The organism is Embleya scabrispora DSM 41855, from assembly GCF_000372745.1.
GTDB lineage: Bacteria > Actinomycetota > Actinomycetes > Streptomycetales > Streptomycetaceae > Embleya > Embleya scabrispora.
In genome coordinates, this window is record NZ_KB889686.1 from 282,766 (window position 1) to 299,377 (window position 16,612).

19 protein-coding genes are annotated in these 16,612 nt (G+C 70.2%); 11 read left to right on the top strand and 8 right to left on the bottom strand.

The genetic code is table 11. The annotated features are described in order from the left end of the window. Positions 1-75: 75 nt before the first annotated feature. Positions 76-495 (bottom strand): VOC family protein, encoded by a 420-nt coding sequence (locus A3IC_RS62975; RefSeq protein WP_052173919.1) that lies wholly within the window; start codon positions 493-495, stop codon positions 76-78. A 97-nt stretch (positions 496-592) separates the two neighbouring features. On the opposite strand from A3IC_RS62975, the gene A3IC_RS62980 reads away from it, so the two are divergent. Continuing rightward, on the top strand, positions 593-1,546 hold the full coding sequence (locus A3IC_RS62980; RefSeq protein ID WP_158696195.1) for a SecDF P1 head subdomain-containing protein: 954 nt from the start codon (positions 593-595) through the stop codon (positions 1,544-1,546). A 115-nt stretch (positions 1,547-1,661) separates the two neighbouring features. Next, positions 1,662-2,681: a prolyl aminopeptidase gene (gene pip, locus A3IC_RS0133260; protein WP_079026828.1), complete on the top strand. Its 1,020-nt coding sequence runs from the start codon at positions 1,662-1,664 to the stop codon at positions 2,679-2,681. Between the two features lie 70 nt (positions 2,682-2,751). Here pip and A3IC_RS0133265 read toward each other — a convergent pair whose 3' ends face one another. Next, positions 2,752-3,594: a hypothetical protein gene (locus A3IC_RS0133265; protein ID WP_052173920.1), complete on the bottom strand. Its 843-nt coding sequence runs from the start codon at positions 3,592-3,594 to the stop codon at positions 2,752-2,754. 310 nt (positions 3,595-3,904) lie between these two features. Between A3IC_RS0133265 and A3IC_RS0133270 the strand changes: the two genes are divergently transcribed. Together A3IC_RS0133270 and A3IC_RS0133275 are read left to right on the top strand one after the other, a co-directional pair. After that, the gene (locus tag A3IC_RS0133270; protein ID WP_020554407.1) at positions 3,905-4,396 is read left to right on the top strand and encodes a DUF1877 family protein; all 492 of its coding nucleotides are present in this window, start codon (positions 3,905-3,907) and stop codon (positions 4,394-4,396) included. Between the two features lie 53 nt (positions 4,397-4,449). Further along, positions 4,450-4,938 carry a GNAT family N-acetyltransferase gene (locus A3IC_RS0133275; RefSeq protein ID WP_020554408.1) on the top strand — a complete coding sequence of 163 codons (489 nt, stop codon included), beginning with the start codon at positions 4,450-4,452 and terminating at the stop codon, positions 4,936-4,938. A gap of 112 nt (positions 4,939-5,050) precedes the next feature. Here the strand turns inward: A3IC_RS0133275 and A3IC_RS69060 are convergent, their stop codons facing one another. Beyond that, on the bottom strand, positions 5,051-5,197 hold the full coding sequence (locus tag A3IC_RS69060) for a hypothetical protein (RefSeq protein WP_158696196.1): 147 nt from the start codon (positions 5,195-5,197) through the stop codon (positions 5,051-5,053). A 466-nt stretch (positions 5,198-5,663) separates the two neighbouring features. Between A3IC_RS69060 and A3IC_RS70270 the strand changes: the two genes are divergently transcribed. The 3 genes from A3IC_RS70270 (at position 5,664) to A3IC_RS0133295 (ending at position 7,936) form a co-directional block, all read left to right on the top strand. Further along, positions 5,664-6,338 carry a GtrA domain-containing protein gene (locus A3IC_RS70270; RefSeq protein WP_191864178.1) on the top strand — a complete coding sequence of 225 codons (675 nt, stop codon included), beginning with the start codon at positions 5,664-5,666 and terminating at the stop codon, positions 6,336-6,338. Between the two features lie 42 nt (positions 6,339-6,380). Beyond that, on the top strand, positions 6,381-7,136 hold the full coding sequence (locus A3IC_RS0133290; protein WP_020554411.1) for a class I SAM-dependent methyltransferase: 756 nt from the start codon (positions 6,381-6,383) through the stop codon (positions 7,134-7,136). Between the two features lie 212 nt (positions 7,137-7,348). After that, the gene (locus A3IC_RS0133295; protein ID WP_020554412.1) at positions 7,349-7,936 is read left to right on the top strand and encodes a GNAT family N-acetyltransferase; all 588 of its coding nucleotides are present in this window, start codon (positions 7,349-7,351) and stop codon (positions 7,934-7,936) included. 117 nt (positions 7,937-8,053) lie between these two features. Here A3IC_RS0133295 and A3IC_RS0133300 read toward each other — a convergent pair whose 3' ends face one another. From A3IC_RS0133300 to A3IC_RS0133315, 3 genes are all read right to left on the bottom strand, one after another. After that, on the bottom strand, positions 8,054-9,289 hold the full coding sequence (locus A3IC_RS0133300; RefSeq protein ID WP_020554413.1) for an MFS transporter: 1,236 nt from the start codon (positions 9,287-9,289) through the stop codon (positions 8,054-8,056). A 161-nt stretch (positions 9,290-9,450) separates the two neighbouring features. Beyond that, positions 9,451-10,470 carry an AraC family transcriptional regulator gene (locus A3IC_RS57970; protein WP_052173921.1) on the bottom strand — a complete coding sequence of 340 codons (1,020 nt, stop codon included), beginning with the start codon at positions 10,468-10,470 and terminating at the stop codon, positions 9,451-9,453. Positions 10,471-10,690: 220 nt separating this feature from the next. Further along, positions 10,691-11,197, bottom strand: a complete 507-nt coding sequence (locus A3IC_RS0133315; protein WP_020554416.1) for a DinB family protein — start codon at positions 11,195-11,197, stop codon at positions 10,691-10,693. A 327-nt stretch (positions 11,198-11,524) separates the two neighbouring features. Between A3IC_RS0133315 and A3IC_RS62985 the strand changes: the two genes are divergently transcribed. Together A3IC_RS62985 and A3IC_RS0133330 are read left to right on the top strand one after the other, a co-directional pair. Continuing rightward, on the top strand, positions 11,525-12,121 hold the full coding sequence (locus A3IC_RS62985) for an HIT family protein (RefSeq protein ID WP_158696197.1): 597 nt from the start codon (positions 11,525-11,527) through the stop codon (positions 12,119-12,121). A 253-nt stretch (positions 12,122-12,374) separates the two neighbouring features. Further along, on the top strand, positions 12,375-13,016 hold the full coding sequence (locus A3IC_RS0133330; RefSeq protein ID WP_052173922.1) for a TetR/AcrR family transcriptional regulator: 642 nt from the start codon (positions 12,375-12,377) through the stop codon (positions 13,014-13,016). 88 nt (positions 13,017-13,104) lie between these two features. Here the strand turns inward: A3IC_RS0133330 and A3IC_RS0133335 are convergent, their stop codons facing one another. After that, on the bottom strand, positions 13,105-13,878 hold the full coding sequence (locus A3IC_RS0133335; protein WP_020554420.1) for a TIGR03084 family metal-binding protein: 774 nt from the start codon (positions 13,876-13,878) through the stop codon (positions 13,105-13,107). Positions 13,879-13,949: 71 nt separating this feature from the next. Beyond that, a complete protein-coding gene (locus A3IC_RS0133340; protein WP_020554421.1) occupies positions 13,950-14,384 on the bottom strand; it encodes a VOC family protein in 435 nt (144 codons plus the stop codon). 246 nt (positions 14,385-14,630) lie between these two features. On the opposite strand from A3IC_RS0133340, the gene A3IC_RS57980 reads away from it, so the two are divergent. Next, entirely contained in the window at positions 14,631-15,713 is a 1,083-nt protein-coding gene (locus tag A3IC_RS57980) for an alpha/beta hydrolase (RefSeq protein WP_020554422.1), read from the top strand. Between the two features lie 5 nt (positions 15,714-15,718). Next, entirely contained in the window at positions 15,719-16,579 is an 861-nt protein-coding gene (locus tag A3IC_RS0133350; protein ID WP_020554423.1) for an alpha/beta fold hydrolase, read from the top strand. The last annotated feature ends 33 nt before the right edge of the window (positions 16,580-16,612 follow it).

Below are 16,612 nucleotides of genomic sequence, written 5' to 3' on the forward strand. Positions count from 1 at the left end.
TCGACTCGGCTCACGCGGCCGTCGGCGCGGGCCGGCCGCGACCACATCCCGTGCCACTGCCCTTTTCGAGCCGGATCATCCCTTGGCCACCACACGGAAGGGATGCCCGTCCGGGTCGGCCGATACCACGAAGTCGGGGTCGTCCGGGTAGTCCCACGGCAGGTTCTCGGCGCCGAGATCGAGCAGACGGTGTACCTCGCCGGCCTGGTCGTCGGCGTACGGGTCCAGGCGCACCCGGACCGGTTCGGTACGCTCGCGGACCTCGCCCACTCGGAGGCTGAGTCGTTCCGCGCTGTCGGTCGCGGCGGGGTCGGTGTCGCCGTTCGCGGTGGTGCCGGGGTGGAAGCTCGGGTCGATCAGGACCACGAAGTCGGTGTCGGGGCCGACCGCGTCGCGGGTGCGCAGGCCGAGCGCGGTGGTCCGAACGCGACGGCGCGCGGCAGTTCGGCGGTGGTGAGCACGGGAGGTCCGATACGAAGGGTCATGGCGCGACATCCGCCCGTTCGATGGGATTCGAGGCCGGCTCCGGTCGCGGAACGCGAAGGCGCCAGGCGGCTGCGCAGTCGGTCGACGAGCCGGCAGGGTGGGGCAAGTGACTGAGCCATCGCGTAATCGACTCGCCAGGTCCTTCGTCGCCACCACTGTCGCCACCGCCATGTTGCTGGTCGCGGCGGCCTGTTCGTCGGACGATCCGGTCGACTTCAAGGACGGCGACCGGTCGGATTCCGTCGACGGGACGCTCGGACGGGACTTCGCCGAGGCCACGTTGCAGCCGGAAACCTCCTTGGCGGCATCGCAGTTGACGGCAGCGGCGACGATCGTTCGCAAGCGGGCGAGTTCGGGTGGCCTGCCGGTGAAGAATGTGACAGTGCGGGACGGCACCTTGGTGGTGCGCGTCTCGTTGACCAAGTTCGGCGCCGATACGAAGCAACGACTCGCGGCGATCGTCGGGACCGGACGGCTGACGGTGCGTGCGGTGAGCAGTGTGACGCCGTTCCCGCCCGGGACCGCGGGGCCGGGGACGCCCGGAACCGACACCACCCCCATGGGCGGATCCGAGTGCGGGGACTCGTCGGCGTCTGGGGCGGACCCGGCGGGTTCGGAAGTCAGGGCGTGCGACGACAAGTCGAAGGAGAAGTACGTACTGGCGCCCGCCGTGATCACCGGGGCCGACGTCGCCGGGGCCGAGGCCAGGGCGCCGGAAGCGGCCGGCCTGGGCTGGACCGTGGCCGTCAAGTGGACGAACAAGGGGCAGGACGCCTTCACGCGGCTCACGATCGAGGCCGCCGGCGGTCGGCTGCCGACCAATCGCATCGCGATCGTGTGCGATGGCAGGGTGCTGGTCGCGCCGAGCGTGCAGTCCGGGATTCCGGGCGAGGCGGTGATCTCCGGTACGTACGACGAGGCCGACGCTCGGCAACTCGCCGGGACCATCGACGGTGGAGCGCTGCCCACCGGGTTCAGGATCGCCTCGTACGTGGAGGGGCAACCGGGAGCCGGGAACGAAGGTGGGTCGCCGCGACCGGGACCGACTGTGACAGGCTGACGAGAGTCTCGGGGCGAGTTCGGCGACCTGGTGCGGGCGTTCCACGCACGAAGGCCATCCGGATGGCCGTCGGCCCGCCGAAGTCCCCCTCCCCGAAGGACCGAAGGACCCACCCATGACCTCCCGATCCCCTTCCCCGTCGCCAACTTCCTCGGAGTCCTCGAATCCCCCGAAGTTCCCACAGCTTCCATATCCCGCCATCGAGCCGTACGACCACGGGATGCTCGACGTCGGCGACGGCAACCACGTGTACTGGGAGACCTGCGGCAATCCGGAGGGCAAGCCCGCCCTGGTCGTACACGGCGGACCGGGGTCCGGCTGTTCGACGGGAGTGCGGCGACTGTTCGATCCGCAGTGCTATCGAGTCGTGCTCTTCGACCAGCGGGGATGCGGTCGCAGCACCCCGCACGCGAGCGACCCCACTACGGACATGCGGTTCAACACCACCGAACACCTGCTCGCGGACATGGAGCGACTACGCGAACACCTCGGACTGGACAGGTGGTTGCTGTACGGCGGTTCCTGGGGCTCGACGCTGATCCTGGCGTACGCACAGCGCCACCCCGAACGGGTGGCGGAGATCGTCATCCCCGCCGTCACCACGACCCGCCGCTCCGAAATCGACTGGCTGTACCGCGGCGTCGGCCGCTTCCTGCCCGCCGAATGGGAGCGCTTCCGCGACGGCGTCCCACCGTCCGACCGCGACGATCTCGTCGCGGCCTACGCCCGCCTGGTGGAACACCCGGACCCGGCAACCCGCGAGCGAGCCATCAACGCCTGGTGCGCCTGGGAGGACGCGGTGGTCGCCACCGAACCGAACGGCAGCCCCGACGCCTACTCCGGCCGCCCCTCGGCAGCCCGCTCCGCCCTGGTCCGCATCGTCACCCACTACTTCGCCCACGGCGCCTGGCTCCCCGAAGGCATCCTTCTCGACAACGCCGACCGCCTCGCCGACATCCCGGGCGCCCTCATCCACGGCCGCCTGGACCTCGGCAGCCCACTCGACACGGCCTGGCATCTGTCCAAAGCCTGGCCCAAAGCCACCCTCACGGTGATCTCCGACGCCGGCCACCTCGGCAGCCCCACCATGCGGTCCCAAATCCACTCCGCCCTCACCCGCTTCGCCACCTGCTGATACGAAATTCGCGGGGCGCATCGTGGCGCCGAGGTGGCCGTGTCGAGGGTCGCGCCGCGCCGAGGCGACGCTATGTCCACGAGTCCGCCCATGAGCGGGCGGCGTGGGCGATCTCGGCCGCTCCCCAGACGCCGTCTGCCGCGTACTCCTCCCAGCGCCTGGCCTCGGCCCGGGTGAACGTGCGTACGCCCTCCACGGTTGCCGTACGCCATCCGGGAGTTCGGGACACCCAGGAACGCGCCTGTTCGGGGGTGTGGCCGCCGGCGGAGATGAGGCGTAGGCCCCATAAGGCCGGATCGACCCAGGCCGGCCCGAGAGCGGGCCAAGCCCAGTCGACCAGGCGGGCTCGGACGCCGTCGACCAGGACGTTGCAGGCGGCCGGGTCGGTGTGCAGCAGGCACGTACCGGAGAGCAGCGGTTCCTGCGCCGGATCGCACCAGTAGCCCCAGCGATCCCACGCACTCGGCAATCGCAGCCCCGGCGCCGGACAACTGCTCAACTCGGCCAGCGCGCACACCACCAGGGGCAGGTCGGGCGATCCGGGTGTGTAGTCGGCGTGCCGACCTTCGATCCCCTCGAACGCCAGGAGGTGCCACCCCGCGACCTCCAGGTGCCACAGTACGCGTGGAGCGCTCGTGGGCAGGAAGGCGTTCACCCGTTCCTCCTGGCCGAGTTCGTCGACCGGTCCCCAGGCCGGCCCCCACCAGCCGAACTCCCCGCCGGGGACACCGCCGGCGGGTGTGGCGTCGCGTTCACGCTGGGCCTTGACGAACACGGTGCGCCCGTCGGGGAGGGTAAGCAGCGCCGAGGCACCGCAGTTCGCGCCGCCGACCGTATCCACCGCCGTCGGCTCCGCGCCGAGTCTCCCGCTGACCGCGTCGAGTGCCTCGACGGGAAGCCGATCCCACGCCACGCGGGCGATCGTCACGGTGCCGGGGGCGGCGGATGCTCGGGCGGCGCCGGCGGGTTCTTGTCCGGCGACCTCGGCCCGGGCGGCCGCCCCGGGTTGTCCGGAGTCGACGGCCCACGCGGAGACGTGCGTCCCTCTCGCATCATGCCCGCAGCATAGGCTGCCCGCCCTCGTTGGGCCGGCCCCCCGGTTCGGCACCGGCGCGATGGCCCGACGGCGCGGGCGAGAGGGCTTCGGGAGACGAGTGGATCGGGTTGTCGGATGGGGGTGGTGTCATCGGGGAGAGATATCGGTGGTTGGGGATGGAGGGGCTGTGGGCGGCCGGGGTGTTTTGTTTGCGGTGGAGGAGGGGGATGGGGCGCGGCTGTTGGGGGCGGTGGACGACACCGGGGTGATGGCGGTTGTCGAGGAAGTCGAGGAGCGGTGGGAGCGGGGGTGGTTGGTGGAGTTGGACAAGGCTTGGGATGCGTTGCATCGGTGTTTGACGGATGGCACGTTGACCTATGACGGTGGCGAGTATCCGTTGTCGCACGCGATTCTCGGTGGATATCTGTTGCATGAAGGGGACGAGTATGTCGTTTCCTATGCGACCCCTGATGAAGTACGGGCGGTTGCCGCGGCGTTGGCGCGGTTGGATGCGGAGTGGGTACGGGGGCGGTTCGAGGTTCTGGAGTTCGTGGAGTACGACGGGACGGCCGGCGAGGACGACATTGCCTATACGCAGGCGTTCTTGCCTGACCTGAGAGACTTCTATCGGTGTGCTGCCGACGCGGGACGGGCGGTGATCTTCACCGTGGATCCGTAGGTGGGGGCGCAATCGGGTTGGCAGGGTGGTTGGCGGCCCGGCATGCTGGGGCGATGTTGATCAGGGAAGCCACCGAGGGTGACTGGGCGGGTATCTGGCCGTTCTTTCACGAGATCGTCGCCGCCGGCGAGACGTTTACGTATCCGCTCGATTTGGGTGCGGACGAAGCTCGCGGGTGGTGGTTTCCGGCCGCGCCGTCTCGAACCGTGGTTGCGGTGGACGAGGCCGGAACGGTTCTCGGCACGGCGAAGATGAACCGCAATCACATGGGGAACGGCTCGCATATCGCGAGTGCGAGTTACATGGTCGATCCGGCGCGCTCGGGGCGGGGAGTCGGGCGGGCGCTGTGTGAGTACTCGATCGAGTGGGCTCGTGCGCAGGGGTATCGGGCGATGCAGTTCAACGCGGTGATCGAGACGAACGTATATGCGGTGCGGCTGTATCGCGACCTCGGGTTCGAGGTGATCGGCACGTTGCCGGAGGGCTTCAGGCATCCGAAGCATGGTTATGTCGGAATGCACATCATGCATTTGGCGCTTTGAGGAATCCCGTGCGCCGGTGCGCCGAGCGGTCGGGGCGTCGATGGGCTTCCGGTGATTCGGTGGTGACGGGGCGCGGCGTGGCCAAGGTTTCGACGCCGCGCCCGACTCGTGGTCAGGTGTTGAAGGCGGCGTGCGGGTGGGTCAGGCGTACGCCGTCCTGGAATGCGCCGCCGCCCTCATGGCCGTTGAAGGGGTGGACCTCGATGCGTTTGGCCGCCGGGTAGCGGTTGTAGGAGTTCGCCGCGCTCGGATCGACCACCGACGACGGCATCCCTGACCCGAACCCTGATGTACAACTCGTCGACAGGGCCGCCGATCCCCGCCCCAGGGGCAAGGTCGGTCTCCGCGCGGCGCTGCCCGTACTCGCCGCCCGCCAACGTCGCCGACTGCCCGGGAGATCGTGGGCGACGTACTGGGAGACGCCCCCGGACCTGGCTTTCGCCGGGTTGAAGCGAACCGTCGAGCGGGTCGGGGGTGTTCCGAGCGGACGCACGGCGCCCCCTCGTGGGTGATGATCCCGCAGAGGTATGTAGCCATCGGGATAGGCGCGAGGGCGTACTTTCGTCACCCCATCAGTGCGTCGCCGGGAGTAGTACCCCTAGGGGCGGCTCCTCCCCAAGCAGTAACCGTAGTACCTACACACGACTGATTCCGTGCTGCTTGATCGCCCCTAGATTTAAGGAGCAGAAGACGAGGAACAGCCGAAGAAGAGGACCGGGGGACCCATGAGCGCCGCAACGAAGTCGGGGACGGTAGCCGCGTTCATGCGTTTCGTCTTCTTCGGTGGTGGCACCGGACTCGCGTCCGGCGCCGTGCTCGTGGCCCTGTCCGGGCACCTGTCCATTGTTGTCGCCAACGCCGTGGTGACCGTGGTCTTCACGCTGCTGGCCACCGAGTTGCACAGCCGGTTCACCTTCCGCGCGGGTCGGGCCCGCGGTCGGGTCCATGTCCAGTCGGCGCTCTCGGCGGGGGTCTCCTACCTGTTCACCACCGGCGCGATGCTGGCGCTGCACGCGATGCAGCCCGCGCCGGGGGTGCTCAAGGAGCAGGCGGTATACCTGACGGCCTCCGGCGCCGCGGGCATCGCCCGGTTCCTGTTCCTGCGGTTCGTGGTGACACCGAAGGCGCTCGTGGCGACGGTCGTGCCGGCGAGCGCGACCACGGGTGTCGACATGCGGACGGTGGAGCCGACGGTCGTGGTCGGTACGGCTGCCGCTGCCGGGGCGCCGACGTCGACCCCGAGCGCGGCCCCGGCCCCGAAGGTGATGCCGATTCCGACCCCGGCCCCCGTGCCCGTGCGGGTCGCCGTTTCGACCTGGGCGTCCGTCGCCACAGTTGTGCTACCCGCGATGGGAGAGCGGACCGTGCCGACCCGCGCGTCGCTCGTCGCGACCGCGTAGGTCAGGAAGTTCGCCCTGGAACGTTCGAACGGGAGTCCCGGTATGACCAGCGCCGCTACCGACCACTACGAGCGGCTACTCGCCGAGAACTACACCTGGATGTTGGGCGGCGAACTGATGCCGATCGTCGCCGGGCAGGCCGAGTTGCTCACCGAGTTGGGTGTCGCTCCGACGGCGACGTCCGGGATCTCGGTGGATCTGGGGTGTGGGCCCGGCAACCAGAGTCTGGCGCTGGCGGGCCTGGGCTTCACCCGAGTCCTCGCGGTCGACACCAGTCGCGTCCTGCTTGCCGAACTCGCCGAACACGCGGCCGGCTTGCCGGCGATCGAGCCCGTCCACCAGGACATCCGCACCGTACTGCCCGGGCTCACCGCGCCGGGCGAGGTCGCGGCCGTCGTGTGCATGGGCGACACGCTCACCCACCTGCCGTCGAAGGCCGACGTGATCGCGCTGCTCGGCGACATCGCGAAGGCCCTCGTGCCCGGTGGTCGGCTCGTCGTCACCTACCGGGACCTGACCGAAACCCTGCATGGAATAGATCGATTCATCCCGGTCCGGAGCACGGCCGACCGTGTGCTCACGTGCTTCCTGGAGTATCCGGACGCCGACACGGTCCTCGTATACGACCTCCTGCACATCCACGACGGCACCGCCTGGACCCAGCACGTCGACAGCTACTCCAAGCTCCGGATCGCCCCGACCTGGCTCGCCGACCGTTGCCGCGAAGTCGGCCTCTCCCTCGAACGCAACGAATGCGGATCTGACAGTCTGCGGGTGCCGGCGGCGCGGAAGGAGTGACGGCCCGGCTCGGGTCGTCGCGGGGCCGCGGGTCGTGCGGATGCGCGGGTGGCCGGGTGATGGGTGCGCGAGCTGCTCGGGTGGCCGAGTGGTCGGTGACCGAGTACCGGGGTACTGGGTCCCGGGTGTGGTCGACCGAGCGCGCGGTGGGCGAACCCGGGGCCCGAAATTCGTAGGCGGTTCGGCCGTCGGTCGTGATACTCCAGGCTCTCATGGGAGACCTTGAAACCACACGGCTCGTACTGCATCCACTGACCGTCGCGGAGACGGAGCGGGTGGTGATCGGTACGCCGGCCGACGACGCGCACTGGGCGCCCGGTTACCCCACGCCGGGCGACGTGGTCGGAGGTCGGCGGTTCCTGGAGACGTGCGCGAGCAGCGGCGATCCGGGCCCGTTCGGCAATTATGAGATTCGCCGTCGCGCCGACGGTCGGGCCATCGGTGGGCTCGGCTTTCACGGAGCGCCCGACGCGAGCGGCACGGTCACCATCGGTTACGGGCTGATCCCGGCGGCGCGGGGCCACGGCTACGCGACCGAGGCCCTGCGCGAACTCCTGCGCTTCGCCCGGGAGGCGGGCGCCATCCGCGTACAGGGCGACACCGCGCACGACAACGTCGCCTCCCAACACGTGATGACGGCGGTCGGCATGCGGCTGACCAAGGAGGACGCCGGCCTCAAGCACTACGCGATCAACTGGGCGGAGACGGAGACGGAAACGGACGTGCAAACGGTCCCGGAAGCGGAATCCGACCCGGAGGCCCATTCCGACATGGCCGCAGACGCGGCGGCCGAGGCGTGATCCGCCGGCGTTCGCCCGCTGCGCGGAGGAGTGCCCGGGTGCGATGGGCCGCAATCGTTCCGTTCGTGCGTCCCCATATTTCCGCCGCGCTTCGTTCCAACCCCGGCCGCGTGTCCCCTACTCCGGCCGTAGTACCCGGCGCATCGGGCTGTTGAGCAGGCCCGCGACGCCCGCGGCGCCGATCGCGGCGGCGCACAGTGCGGTCGCGGTCGTCGGGCCGGTGCCGTCGGCGAGTGCGCCCAGGACGTTGTTGGCCGGAAGCAGCGCCACGCTCTGGACGAGGGTGAGCAGTGTCTGCATCCGGGACAGGTGGGTGTCCGGTACGCCGGTCAGGACCAACGGGCCGATGTGGCAGGCGAACACCCCGGAACCGCCGCCGAGGACGACGCCCGCGATCACCGCGACGGCGACGGTCGGGGCGAGGGCCATTCCGGCGATCCCGACGGCGGCGACGCACAGGCCCAGGGCCGCGCCCACGCCGGTGCGGCGTACCTGGCCTCGGCGGGTGATGAGCAACGCCACCGCGATCATCCCGAGGCTCTGGCCGCCGGCCACCAGCCCGGCGGCCCCCGCGTCCCACCCGTTCCGACGTGTCAGCAGCGGGTTCAACAGCGACACCACCGGCAGCAGGAACCCGGCCGCGACGGCGGTCAGCAGCAGCGCGGGCCGCAGGATCGGATCGGCGAACGCGAGCTTGACGCCGGCGACGGCACCGGTCACCAGGCGCTCGTCCCGAGGGGCTCGTTCGACCTCGAAGGCGGGCCGGACGCAGACCAGTACGACCAGGACGATCGCGAACGTTCCGGCATCGAGCAGGGCCGCGCCGGGCGCTCCGGCGGAGGCGATCAGCACCGCCCCCAACGGCGCACCGAGCAGCGCGGCGACCTGACCACCGGCCTGGCGCAGGGCCAAGGCCCGGGGGAGTTGCGCCGAGCCGACCAATCGGCGCGGCATCGAGCCGGTGGCCGGTAGATGGAATGCGTCGACCACGCCGATCAGCGCGGCGATCGTGACGAGCAGCCAGACGGGTGTGCCGAATCGGTAGGTGGCGACGGCCAGTCCGAGCGTGGTCACGAGCATCGCGGCGTCGCCGAAGATCAGTACGCGGCGCGCGCCGAACCGGTCGCCTACCGCGCCGCCGAGCAGCAGGAACAAGGCGCGCGGCAGCATCACGGCGGTGAGCACCAGGGCCGCGGTGCTGCCGCCGTGGGCGGTGGCGGCCCAGCCGAGGGCGAAGTACAGGGCGGCGTCGCCCAGGAGCGAGGCCTGGGTGGCGGCGAGCCAGACCAGGTAGGTGCGGGGGAGCGGTGCGGGGCGAGCTGCCACGGGGTGGTCGGTGCCGAGTGACGCCATGGCGGTCGACCCTACGAGCCGCGGGTGACATGGCGGCCGTTGGCCGGGTGCCGCGGTGGGTGGCGACGGCGCTTGGGGCGATTCTCGCGGTTCGGTCGCCTGTAGGGGCTTCGGGTGGCTTCGGTGATCGCCCCGCGGCGACGTTGACTCTCGTGGCGGGTCTAGGAAGGAAGGGTTGTGGCGCGGCGGTAGGCGTCGGGGGTTTGGCCGGTCCAGCGGTGGAAGGCGCGGCGTAGGGCGCGGGCGTCGGTGTAGCCGAGGCGGCCGGCTATGGATTGGACCGGCAGGTCGGTTTCGCGCAGGAGGGTGCCGGCGCGTTCGTGGCGAACGGATTCGATTTCGTCGCGCCAGGTGGTCTCCAGGTCGTTGAGCCGCCGTTGGAGGGTGCGCGGGCTCATCGCCATGCGTTGGGCGACCAGTTCGAGGCTGAGCTCCTCGCCCAGGGCGTGGGCGACCACCGAGCGGAATCTGCCGTGCCAGCCCGATGCGGGGCGGGAGTTCTCCAACATGTTGTCCGCGTATCGGCGCAGGATCACGCCGAGTTCGTCGTCCGGGCCGGGCGGACGCGGCGGCTCGGTGTCCAGGTCGAGGAAGGTCATCGAGTTCGTCCGGGTGCCGAAGTCGATGGATCGGGTGCCGAACGCCTCGATCAGGTGCCGATGGCTCTTCGGGGCCTCGTGCGCGAGGGCGACGTGGACGGGGACCACCGCCGGTCCGCGTGCGTCTCGGGCCCGCCTGAGCATGAGCGCCATCGCGAACTCGTCGATCGCGGTCACCGCTGCCGGCGAGTAGAGCGCGATGCCGTAGTTGATGGTCAGTCGCCGGTCCTCCTCGAGCACCGTCATCTCGACGCCCGGGTCCGTCATGATCGGCAGGTAGCGGGCGGCGTCGCGGCAGCCTTCGGCGAACGTACCGGCCGTGGTGAACAGGTAGTCCCACACGTGCAGCCGCCCCCGCGCGGCCGTTTCGGCGGCCCGGACGCCCGCACCGGCCGGGCCGCTGCGCGCGATCAGTTCCCAGATGCGGATCAGGCTGGCGGTGGGTACACGCAGCAGCGGATCCGCCAGTGTCTCCGGTTCCAGTCCCGGCAGATGCGCGAGTTCGGTGTGGGCCACCCCGGCCCGGAGCGCGGCATCTCGCACAACGCGTGCCATGTGCGAGGAAACCGTGTAGTCGATCACGGGCGGAGCATATCCGGACGGTCAAGCGCAATACAGATCCGGGAGATGGCGTGGATGGTCCCCTGCTCGGCGTGGATGGTCCCCCCGATTGCGGCGGCCGGGTACGACTCGGCGGCGGTCGGAATCCGGGCCCGTCGGCTCGGATCCGCCGCCGCCGTGGTCGGCGCGGACATGACGAGCGGGCCGGCCGCGACGGTCGATGTCGCGGCCGGCGGGTGGGTCAGGCGCCGACCGTCCCGTCGATGCCCTCGCGGAGGAAGTCGGCGTGGCCGTTGTGCCGGGCGTACTCGTGGATCAGGTGCAACATGACCAGGCGCAGCGACACGTCCTCGTCCCATTTGGCGTTGTGGCCGGTCACGTCGAGGGATTCGGCGGCGGCCTCGATCCGGCGCGAGTGCTCGATCTCGGCCTCCCAGGCGGCGAACGCCTCGGCTCGGGTGGACGTGCTCGCGTCGTAGGCCACCTGGAAGTCGCCTTGGTCCGACCATACGAGCGGGATGTCCTCACCGTTGATCACCCGCCGGAACCAGTTCCGCTCCACCTCGGCCATGTGTCGGACCAGGCCGAGCAGGCAGAGCGTCGAGGGCGGCATCGACTGCCGACGCAGGTCTTCGTCGGAGAGGTCGTCACACTTCATGGCGAGCGTCGCCCGGTGGTAGTCGAGGTAGCCGCGGATCATCTCGCGCTCGTCGGCGATCAGGGGCGGCTCGGGGCGTTCGGTGGTCATGACGGCTCGCTTTCGGTCGGGGTGGGTGGTGGTGGGTGCACTCCTCGGGTTGGTGAGCCTAATCCCGGCCGGCCGGGCGCCCGCCCCATCCCCTGGTGGTCCGCGTTCGGGTGCGCGCCGGGTGCCGCCGGAAGTGCCGCCACGCCGGCGCGAGTACGCCGGGCGGGGTCCGTCGCGACTGTGTCCCAGACGTGCTGCGGGCGGGTCACAGGCCGGATCGGGGCGTGACGTGCATCCGGCGGCGATCGTTTCTTCAACCGAACGTTTGCAGCCGCAAGCAGGCTCTTGTCCCCGTTCGAGTCGGAGGCCGTCGTGTGTGGTTCCCAGGTGCCCGGATCCCGCCCACCGATCGCGTCCACCTGGCCGCAGCGGTACGCGGAACCCGCAGCCGGCGTGGCCTGCTCGATGTGCGACAAGGATTTCACCGCGCCCGACATCGGCTGGGGGGTGTTGCTCAAGCGCGGTGTGTACGGCAACGCGTATCTGTGGCGCGCCGGTCGGGTGCGCGGCTACGTCGTGGTTGTCTGGACGGGTGGACACGTTGCTCGATTGACCGCGCTGTCCGCCCGCCAACTCGCGGGCTTCATGGCCGAGGTGACCTCGGCCGGACGCGCGATCGAGGCGCATTATCGGCCGGTACCCACACTCAACGTGTCGCTGCTGGAGAACGACATCCCGCATCTGCACGCACACCTGATCCCACGTCACCGCGACGAGCCGACACCGGAACGCGCACCGGCGTTCGCCCACCTCGAACACGACCACCAGGAGGAGGACGGCATCCAGTCCGACGCCGCGGCGTTGCGCGCGCTCCTGGCCTACACGGAGGCAACTCCTCTGGCGACTCCCGGAGATGGGCCGTGTGGCGATCTGGGTGCCGGTGGCTCGGCCGGTCCTGATGGCGATGAACGGCCGACGGGATGAGTGGTGGGGGCGGGAGCGCTCGGGCGTGCTGCCGGTGCCGACCGGCGGTCGGGGCGGAAGCTAGGGTCGGACCGTGTATGCGACGTGGGTACGGGAGTCGATGCATGCCACACGGTCGATGCGCTCGACGCGGTCGCGCAGGTGCGGCGGGGTCGACGCGCTCGGGGTGCCCGGCTCGGTCGAATCGTATTCGTCCGGCATCCTCGTCGTCTTCGGCATCCTCGGCATCCCGATCAGGTAAGGACGTTCGTTCATGGGTGTTGGTGAAGTGAGCGCCTCCGGTGACGGGGGCTCGGCGCAGGCCGGGTACCGGCGCTCGGCGGGGTCGCCGCGTGGTGAGGCGCGACGGCGTGAGCTGCTCGATCGGGTCACCGAGGACCTTGCGGTCAACGGCCTCGTCGACTTCTCGTTGCGTCGGGCCGCGCGGGCGGCGGGGACCACGCACAAGGTGCTCCTCTACCACTTCGACGGCGCCGACGACCTGCTCAAGCAGGCGATCCTGCAACTGCGCGACCGGCGGATAGGCAAGTCGTCGGCCGCTGCCGGCGGCGGGTCGACCCGGTTGTCACTGGGCGAATGGGTGCGCGCGGTCTGGCCCGTCCTGGTCGGCGAGGAGGCCCGGGTCCTGGACCAGGCCATCGGCCTGGCGATGTACGACCCCGACCGCTACGCGGAACTCGGTCGCGGCGCGTCCCAGCAGTACCTGCCCACGCTGCTGGCCATCTGCCCCGAGCACTGGTCGGACCGACGCAGGCTCGAAGTCGCCGAGATGATCCTCGCGGTGCTGCGGGGCTTCCTGGTGGACGCACGGACCAGCGGCGACATGGAGGGGGTGGCCGCCGGGTTCGACGCCCTGACCCGAGCCCTGGAGCGCGAGGAGGCCGCCGACGCGTAGTGCCTGTACACACCGTGCCGGCGGTCGGGGCCGGGTTTCGTCGGGCTGCCCGTGCCGGTTCGGCCCGCCGGCGGGCACGGTCCGGGGGTCAGAGGAAAACGCGTGCGTTGTCCAGCCACTTCTGCGCGTCCTCGCCGACCGCCGTGAGGTCGGTTTCGGCTGGGGACCGGCGTTGGGTGACGCGGAGGCAGAAGTCGAGGGCACTGCCCTGTACCCGTTGCATCGCATCCTCCGGGCCCCATGTCCAGGTTCGGCCGTCGGGACCGGTCAATTCGACACGGAACGGCTCTGCCGGAGCGGGTAGTCGGGCGGCATGGAACGACAGCTCTCGTCCTATCACTCCCAGGAAGGCCACATGCCGGAGCCGGCTCGTCGGGCGGCGTGGGACACCCAGTGCATCGAAGATGTCCTGCCCGTGGGCCCACACTTCCATCAGTCGAAGCGGTGCCATGAGCGCAGCGGTCACCTGAGAGCCGTACCAGGGAAACCCACGATCCTGCGGTGCGTCACGCAGCGCCGCCGCCACCTCGGTTCGACCGGCGCGCCATTGTTCCAGCAGAACCGATCGCGGTTTGGCGGCTCCCGCTGCGGCGTCGAGATCGGCATATCGGCTGCCCGCGGCCTCCACCTGCTTCAGTACGGCGTCGAACGCATTCGGGGTTCGTGTGGCGATGAGAACGTTCGCATCGGCCGAAGCAAGATGAGCGATCTGGTGGGCGATCGTCCAGCCCGCTGCCGGTGTGGGCCTGGTCCAGTCGGCCTGCGCCGAGACCAGGGCGTCGAGTTCGTCTCCTTCGGCCACCAGGTCGGGCAGAGCGACATCGCGCTCCGAACCGGACATGTCAAGGCCGTAGTTCAGCATCAGATATCACCTTTCGGTTCGACTGGCAGTGCGGCGTGCGCACATGGCGAACCGCACAGTCCGGCGGCCACTCAGTCGAGACAGAACTCGTTGCCCTCGACGTCCCGCATGACGAGGCACGACTCGTTGTCGGCGTCGGCAGTCAGCAGTTGCACGCGTATCGCGCCGAGCGCGACCAGTCGTGCGCATTCGGCCTCGAGCGCGGCCAAGCGCTCTTCCCCCACGAGCCCGGTGCCGACCCGCACGTCGAGATGCACCCGGTTCTTGACCACCTTGCCTTCGGGAACCCGCTGGAAGAACAGTCGCGGGCCCACACCCGAGGGATCCATGCACGCGAACGCCGAACCCTGGCGCTCGGGCGGCAGCGCGCGATCGAAATCGCCCCAGGTGGCAAACCCCTTGGGTGGCGGCGGTAGGACGTACCCCAACACCTCGCACCAGAAACGAGCGACGCGCTCGGGTTCCGCGCAGTCGAAGGTGACTTGGAACTGCTTGGTCGATGCCATCGGTCCACCATAGAGGCGAAGTCTTCCTGCCGTCTCCACAGGCCCGCCCCCGGCCGGATGGTGGCGCAGGCGGCCGACTCGCGGCGATGAGTGGGACCTTGCGCCATGCGGTTGGACCTTGTCGCAACCGGCTGAGCGCGCGTCCGTGAGCCACCCGTCCGGCGGGGTGCCGTGGACAGTTTGCGAACCGCGTGGTTCACTTTTTGTGTGGGATGAAGCGTCGTCCACTCGGAGGTCGGTGTGCCAATGTCCAGGGAACGCGAGAAAGTGCACTTCGTCAGCGGTGGGACACGGTGTGCCGCCTGGCACTACCCGGGAGGCAACGGCGGCTGCGTGATCATGGCCGGCGGCTTCGCGGTGACCAAGGAACCGGGCACCGATTTGTTCGCGAAGCGGTTCCACGAAGCCGGGTTCGCCGTACTGGCCTTCGACTACCGCGGACTCGGCGAAAGCGACGGGCAACCGCGCCAGGTGGCTCCGATCGGTGGGCAACTCGCCGACTGGCAGGCCGCGATCGAGTTCGCCCGGACGTTGCCCGGTGTCGACCCGGCCCGGCTCGCCGGTTGGGCGTTCTCCGTTTCCGGCGGCCATGTCCTGCGTGTCGCGGCGCGCACGGCGCGCCTTGCGGCGGTGGTCGCGCAGACGCCGAACGTGGACGGCCCGGCCGTCCTGCGCAACGCCGCGCGCTACCAGACGCCCCTCGCGCTGCTGCGCCTCACCGGTCGCGGAGTCCTGGACGCGCTCGGCGGCGCGGTCGGACGCCCGCCGCTGCTCGTACCGCTCGCCGGAGAGCGCGGCACGGTCGCGCTGCTCGCCACGCCGGATGCCCAGGAGACGGACCGCGTCCTGAATCCGGAGAACATCCATCCGGAGTGGCAGCAGAGCGTCGCCGCCCGATCGACGCTTGCCCTCGGCTGGTACCGGCCCGGCCGGGATGCCTCGCGGGTACACTGCCCGCTCCTGGTCGTGGTGTGTGATCAGGATCGGACCGCGCTCGCCGAACCGGCCGTGGCCGTGGCGAATCGGGCACCGCGTGCCGAACTGCTTCGGGTGCCCGGCGGGCACTACGCACCCTTCACGACCGCACACGAGCAGGTGGTCGAGGTCGAACTGTCTTTTCTGAGGCGGCACTTGCTGGAGGCTACGCCGAAGGCGTGTGCGCCGGTGCAGGGCGTGCCGGCGGAACGCGCGGCGAACGAACCTGTGCCGAACGAACCTGCGCCCAACTCGGAGCACCCGGCCGCTGGCGTCCCTACCACCCCGGCTCTCGCCGCCCCCGCCGCTGCTGCCGCCGGCTCCGCCTCGGCCTCCACCGACCCGCGGGGTTGAGGACGATGACCATGCGCGAGATCGAGTTGTCCGCCGGGACGATCGAGTACCGGGACACCGGAGGCACCGGCCCCACGGTCGTGCTGTTGCACGGGCTGCTGATGGACGCCTCGTTGTGGGATGAGTCGATCGCCGTCCTGTCCGCCGAACACCGCTGCGTGGCACCGACGTTGCCGTTCGGCGCACATCGGCGCGCGATGCGCGCCGAGGCCGACCTGTCGTTGCCCGGAATCGCCCGGCTGGTCGCGGAGTTCCTCGACCGCCTCGACCTGGACGACGTCACACTCGTCGGCAACGACACCGGCGGCGCGCTCGTGCAATTGCTGATGTGCGACACCGAGGCCGCACGGGTCGGCCGGGTCGTACTGGCCTCGTGCGACGCGTTCGACAACTTTCCGCCGGGCCTGACCGGCAAGACGCTCCTGCTCACCGGGAAGCTCTCGCCCCGGCTGTTCGGGCTGTTCATGCAGCAGATGCGGCTTCGGCCGGTCCGTCGCCTCCGGATCGCGTTCGGGTGGCTGACCAAACGCGGCGACGCCGCAACCGCCCGCTGGCTCGCTCCGATCCTGACCCGGGCCGAGATCCGTCGCGACACCGTACGGATGTTGCGCGCGGCGGCAGCGGACACCGACATCCTGCTCGCCACAGCCGAAATGTTGCCCGGCTTCGACCGTCCGGGCCTGGTGGTCTGGGCGAGCGAGGACCGGGTCATGCCGCCCGACCACGGTCGCCGCCTGGCCGAACTCCTCCCATGGGGGCGGCTGGTCGAGATCGGGGACAGCTACACCCTCATTCCACTCGATCAGCCTGCCGAACTCGCTCAGGTCATCCGCGAGTTCATCCTCACACCCGAGACGGCCCGGTGACCCCGGCCCGGCCCGGTGCCACCCTCCTTCCGC

Excerpts from the sequence above, each read along its gene's own strand:
- A3IC_RS62975 (WP_052173919.1), bottom strand. The coding sequence starts at position 495 with ATGTCGCGCCATGACCCTTCGTATCGGACCTCCCGTGCTCACCACCGC.
- pip (WP_079026828.1), top strand. The coding sequence starts at position 1,662 with ATGACCTCCCGATCCCCTTCCCCGTCGCCAACTTCCTCGGAGTCCTCG.
- A3IC_RS0133275 (WP_020554408.1), top strand. The coding sequence starts at position 4,450 with ATGTTGATCAGGGAAGCCACCGAGGGTGACTGGGCGGGTATCTGGCCG.
- A3IC_RS70270 (WP_191864178.1), top strand. The coding sequence starts at position 5,664 with ATGAGCGCCGCAACGAAGTCGGGGACGGTAGCCGCGTTCATGCGTTTC.
- A3IC_RS0133290 (WP_020554411.1), top strand. The coding sequence starts at position 6,381 with ATGACCAGCGCCGCTACCGACCACTACGAGCGGCTACTCGCCGAGAAC.
- A3IC_RS0133295 (WP_020554412.1), top strand. The coding sequence starts at position 7,349 with ATGGGAGACCTTGAAACCACACGGCTCGTACTGCATCCACTGACCGTC.
- A3IC_RS0133300 (WP_020554413.1), bottom strand. The coding sequence starts at position 9,289 with ATGGCGTCACTCGGCACCGACCACCCCGTGGCAGCTCGCCCCGCACCG.
- A3IC_RS0133315 (WP_020554416.1), bottom strand. The coding sequence starts at position 11,197 with ATGACCACCGAACGCCCCGAGCCGCCCCTGATCGCCGACGAGCGCGAG.
- A3IC_RS0133330 (WP_052173922.1), top strand. The coding sequence starts at position 12,375 with ATGGGTGTTGGTGAAGTGAGCGCCTCCGGTGACGGGGGCTCGGCGCAG.
- A3IC_RS0133335 (WP_020554420.1), bottom strand. The coding sequence starts at position 13,878 with ATGCTGAACTACGGCCTTGACATGTCCGGTTCGGAGCGCGATGTCGCT.
- A3IC_RS0133340 (WP_020554421.1), bottom strand. The coding sequence starts at position 14,384 with ATGGCATCGACCAAGCAGTTCCAAGTCACCTTCGACTGCGCGGAACCC.
- A3IC_RS57980 (WP_020554422.1), top strand. The coding sequence starts at position 14,631 with ATGTCCAGGGAACGCGAGAAAGTGCACTTCGTCAGCGGTGGGACACGG.
- A3IC_RS0133350 (WP_020554423.1), top strand. The coding sequence starts at position 15,719 with ATGACCATGCGCGAGATCGAGTTGTCCGCCGGGACGATCGAGTACCGG.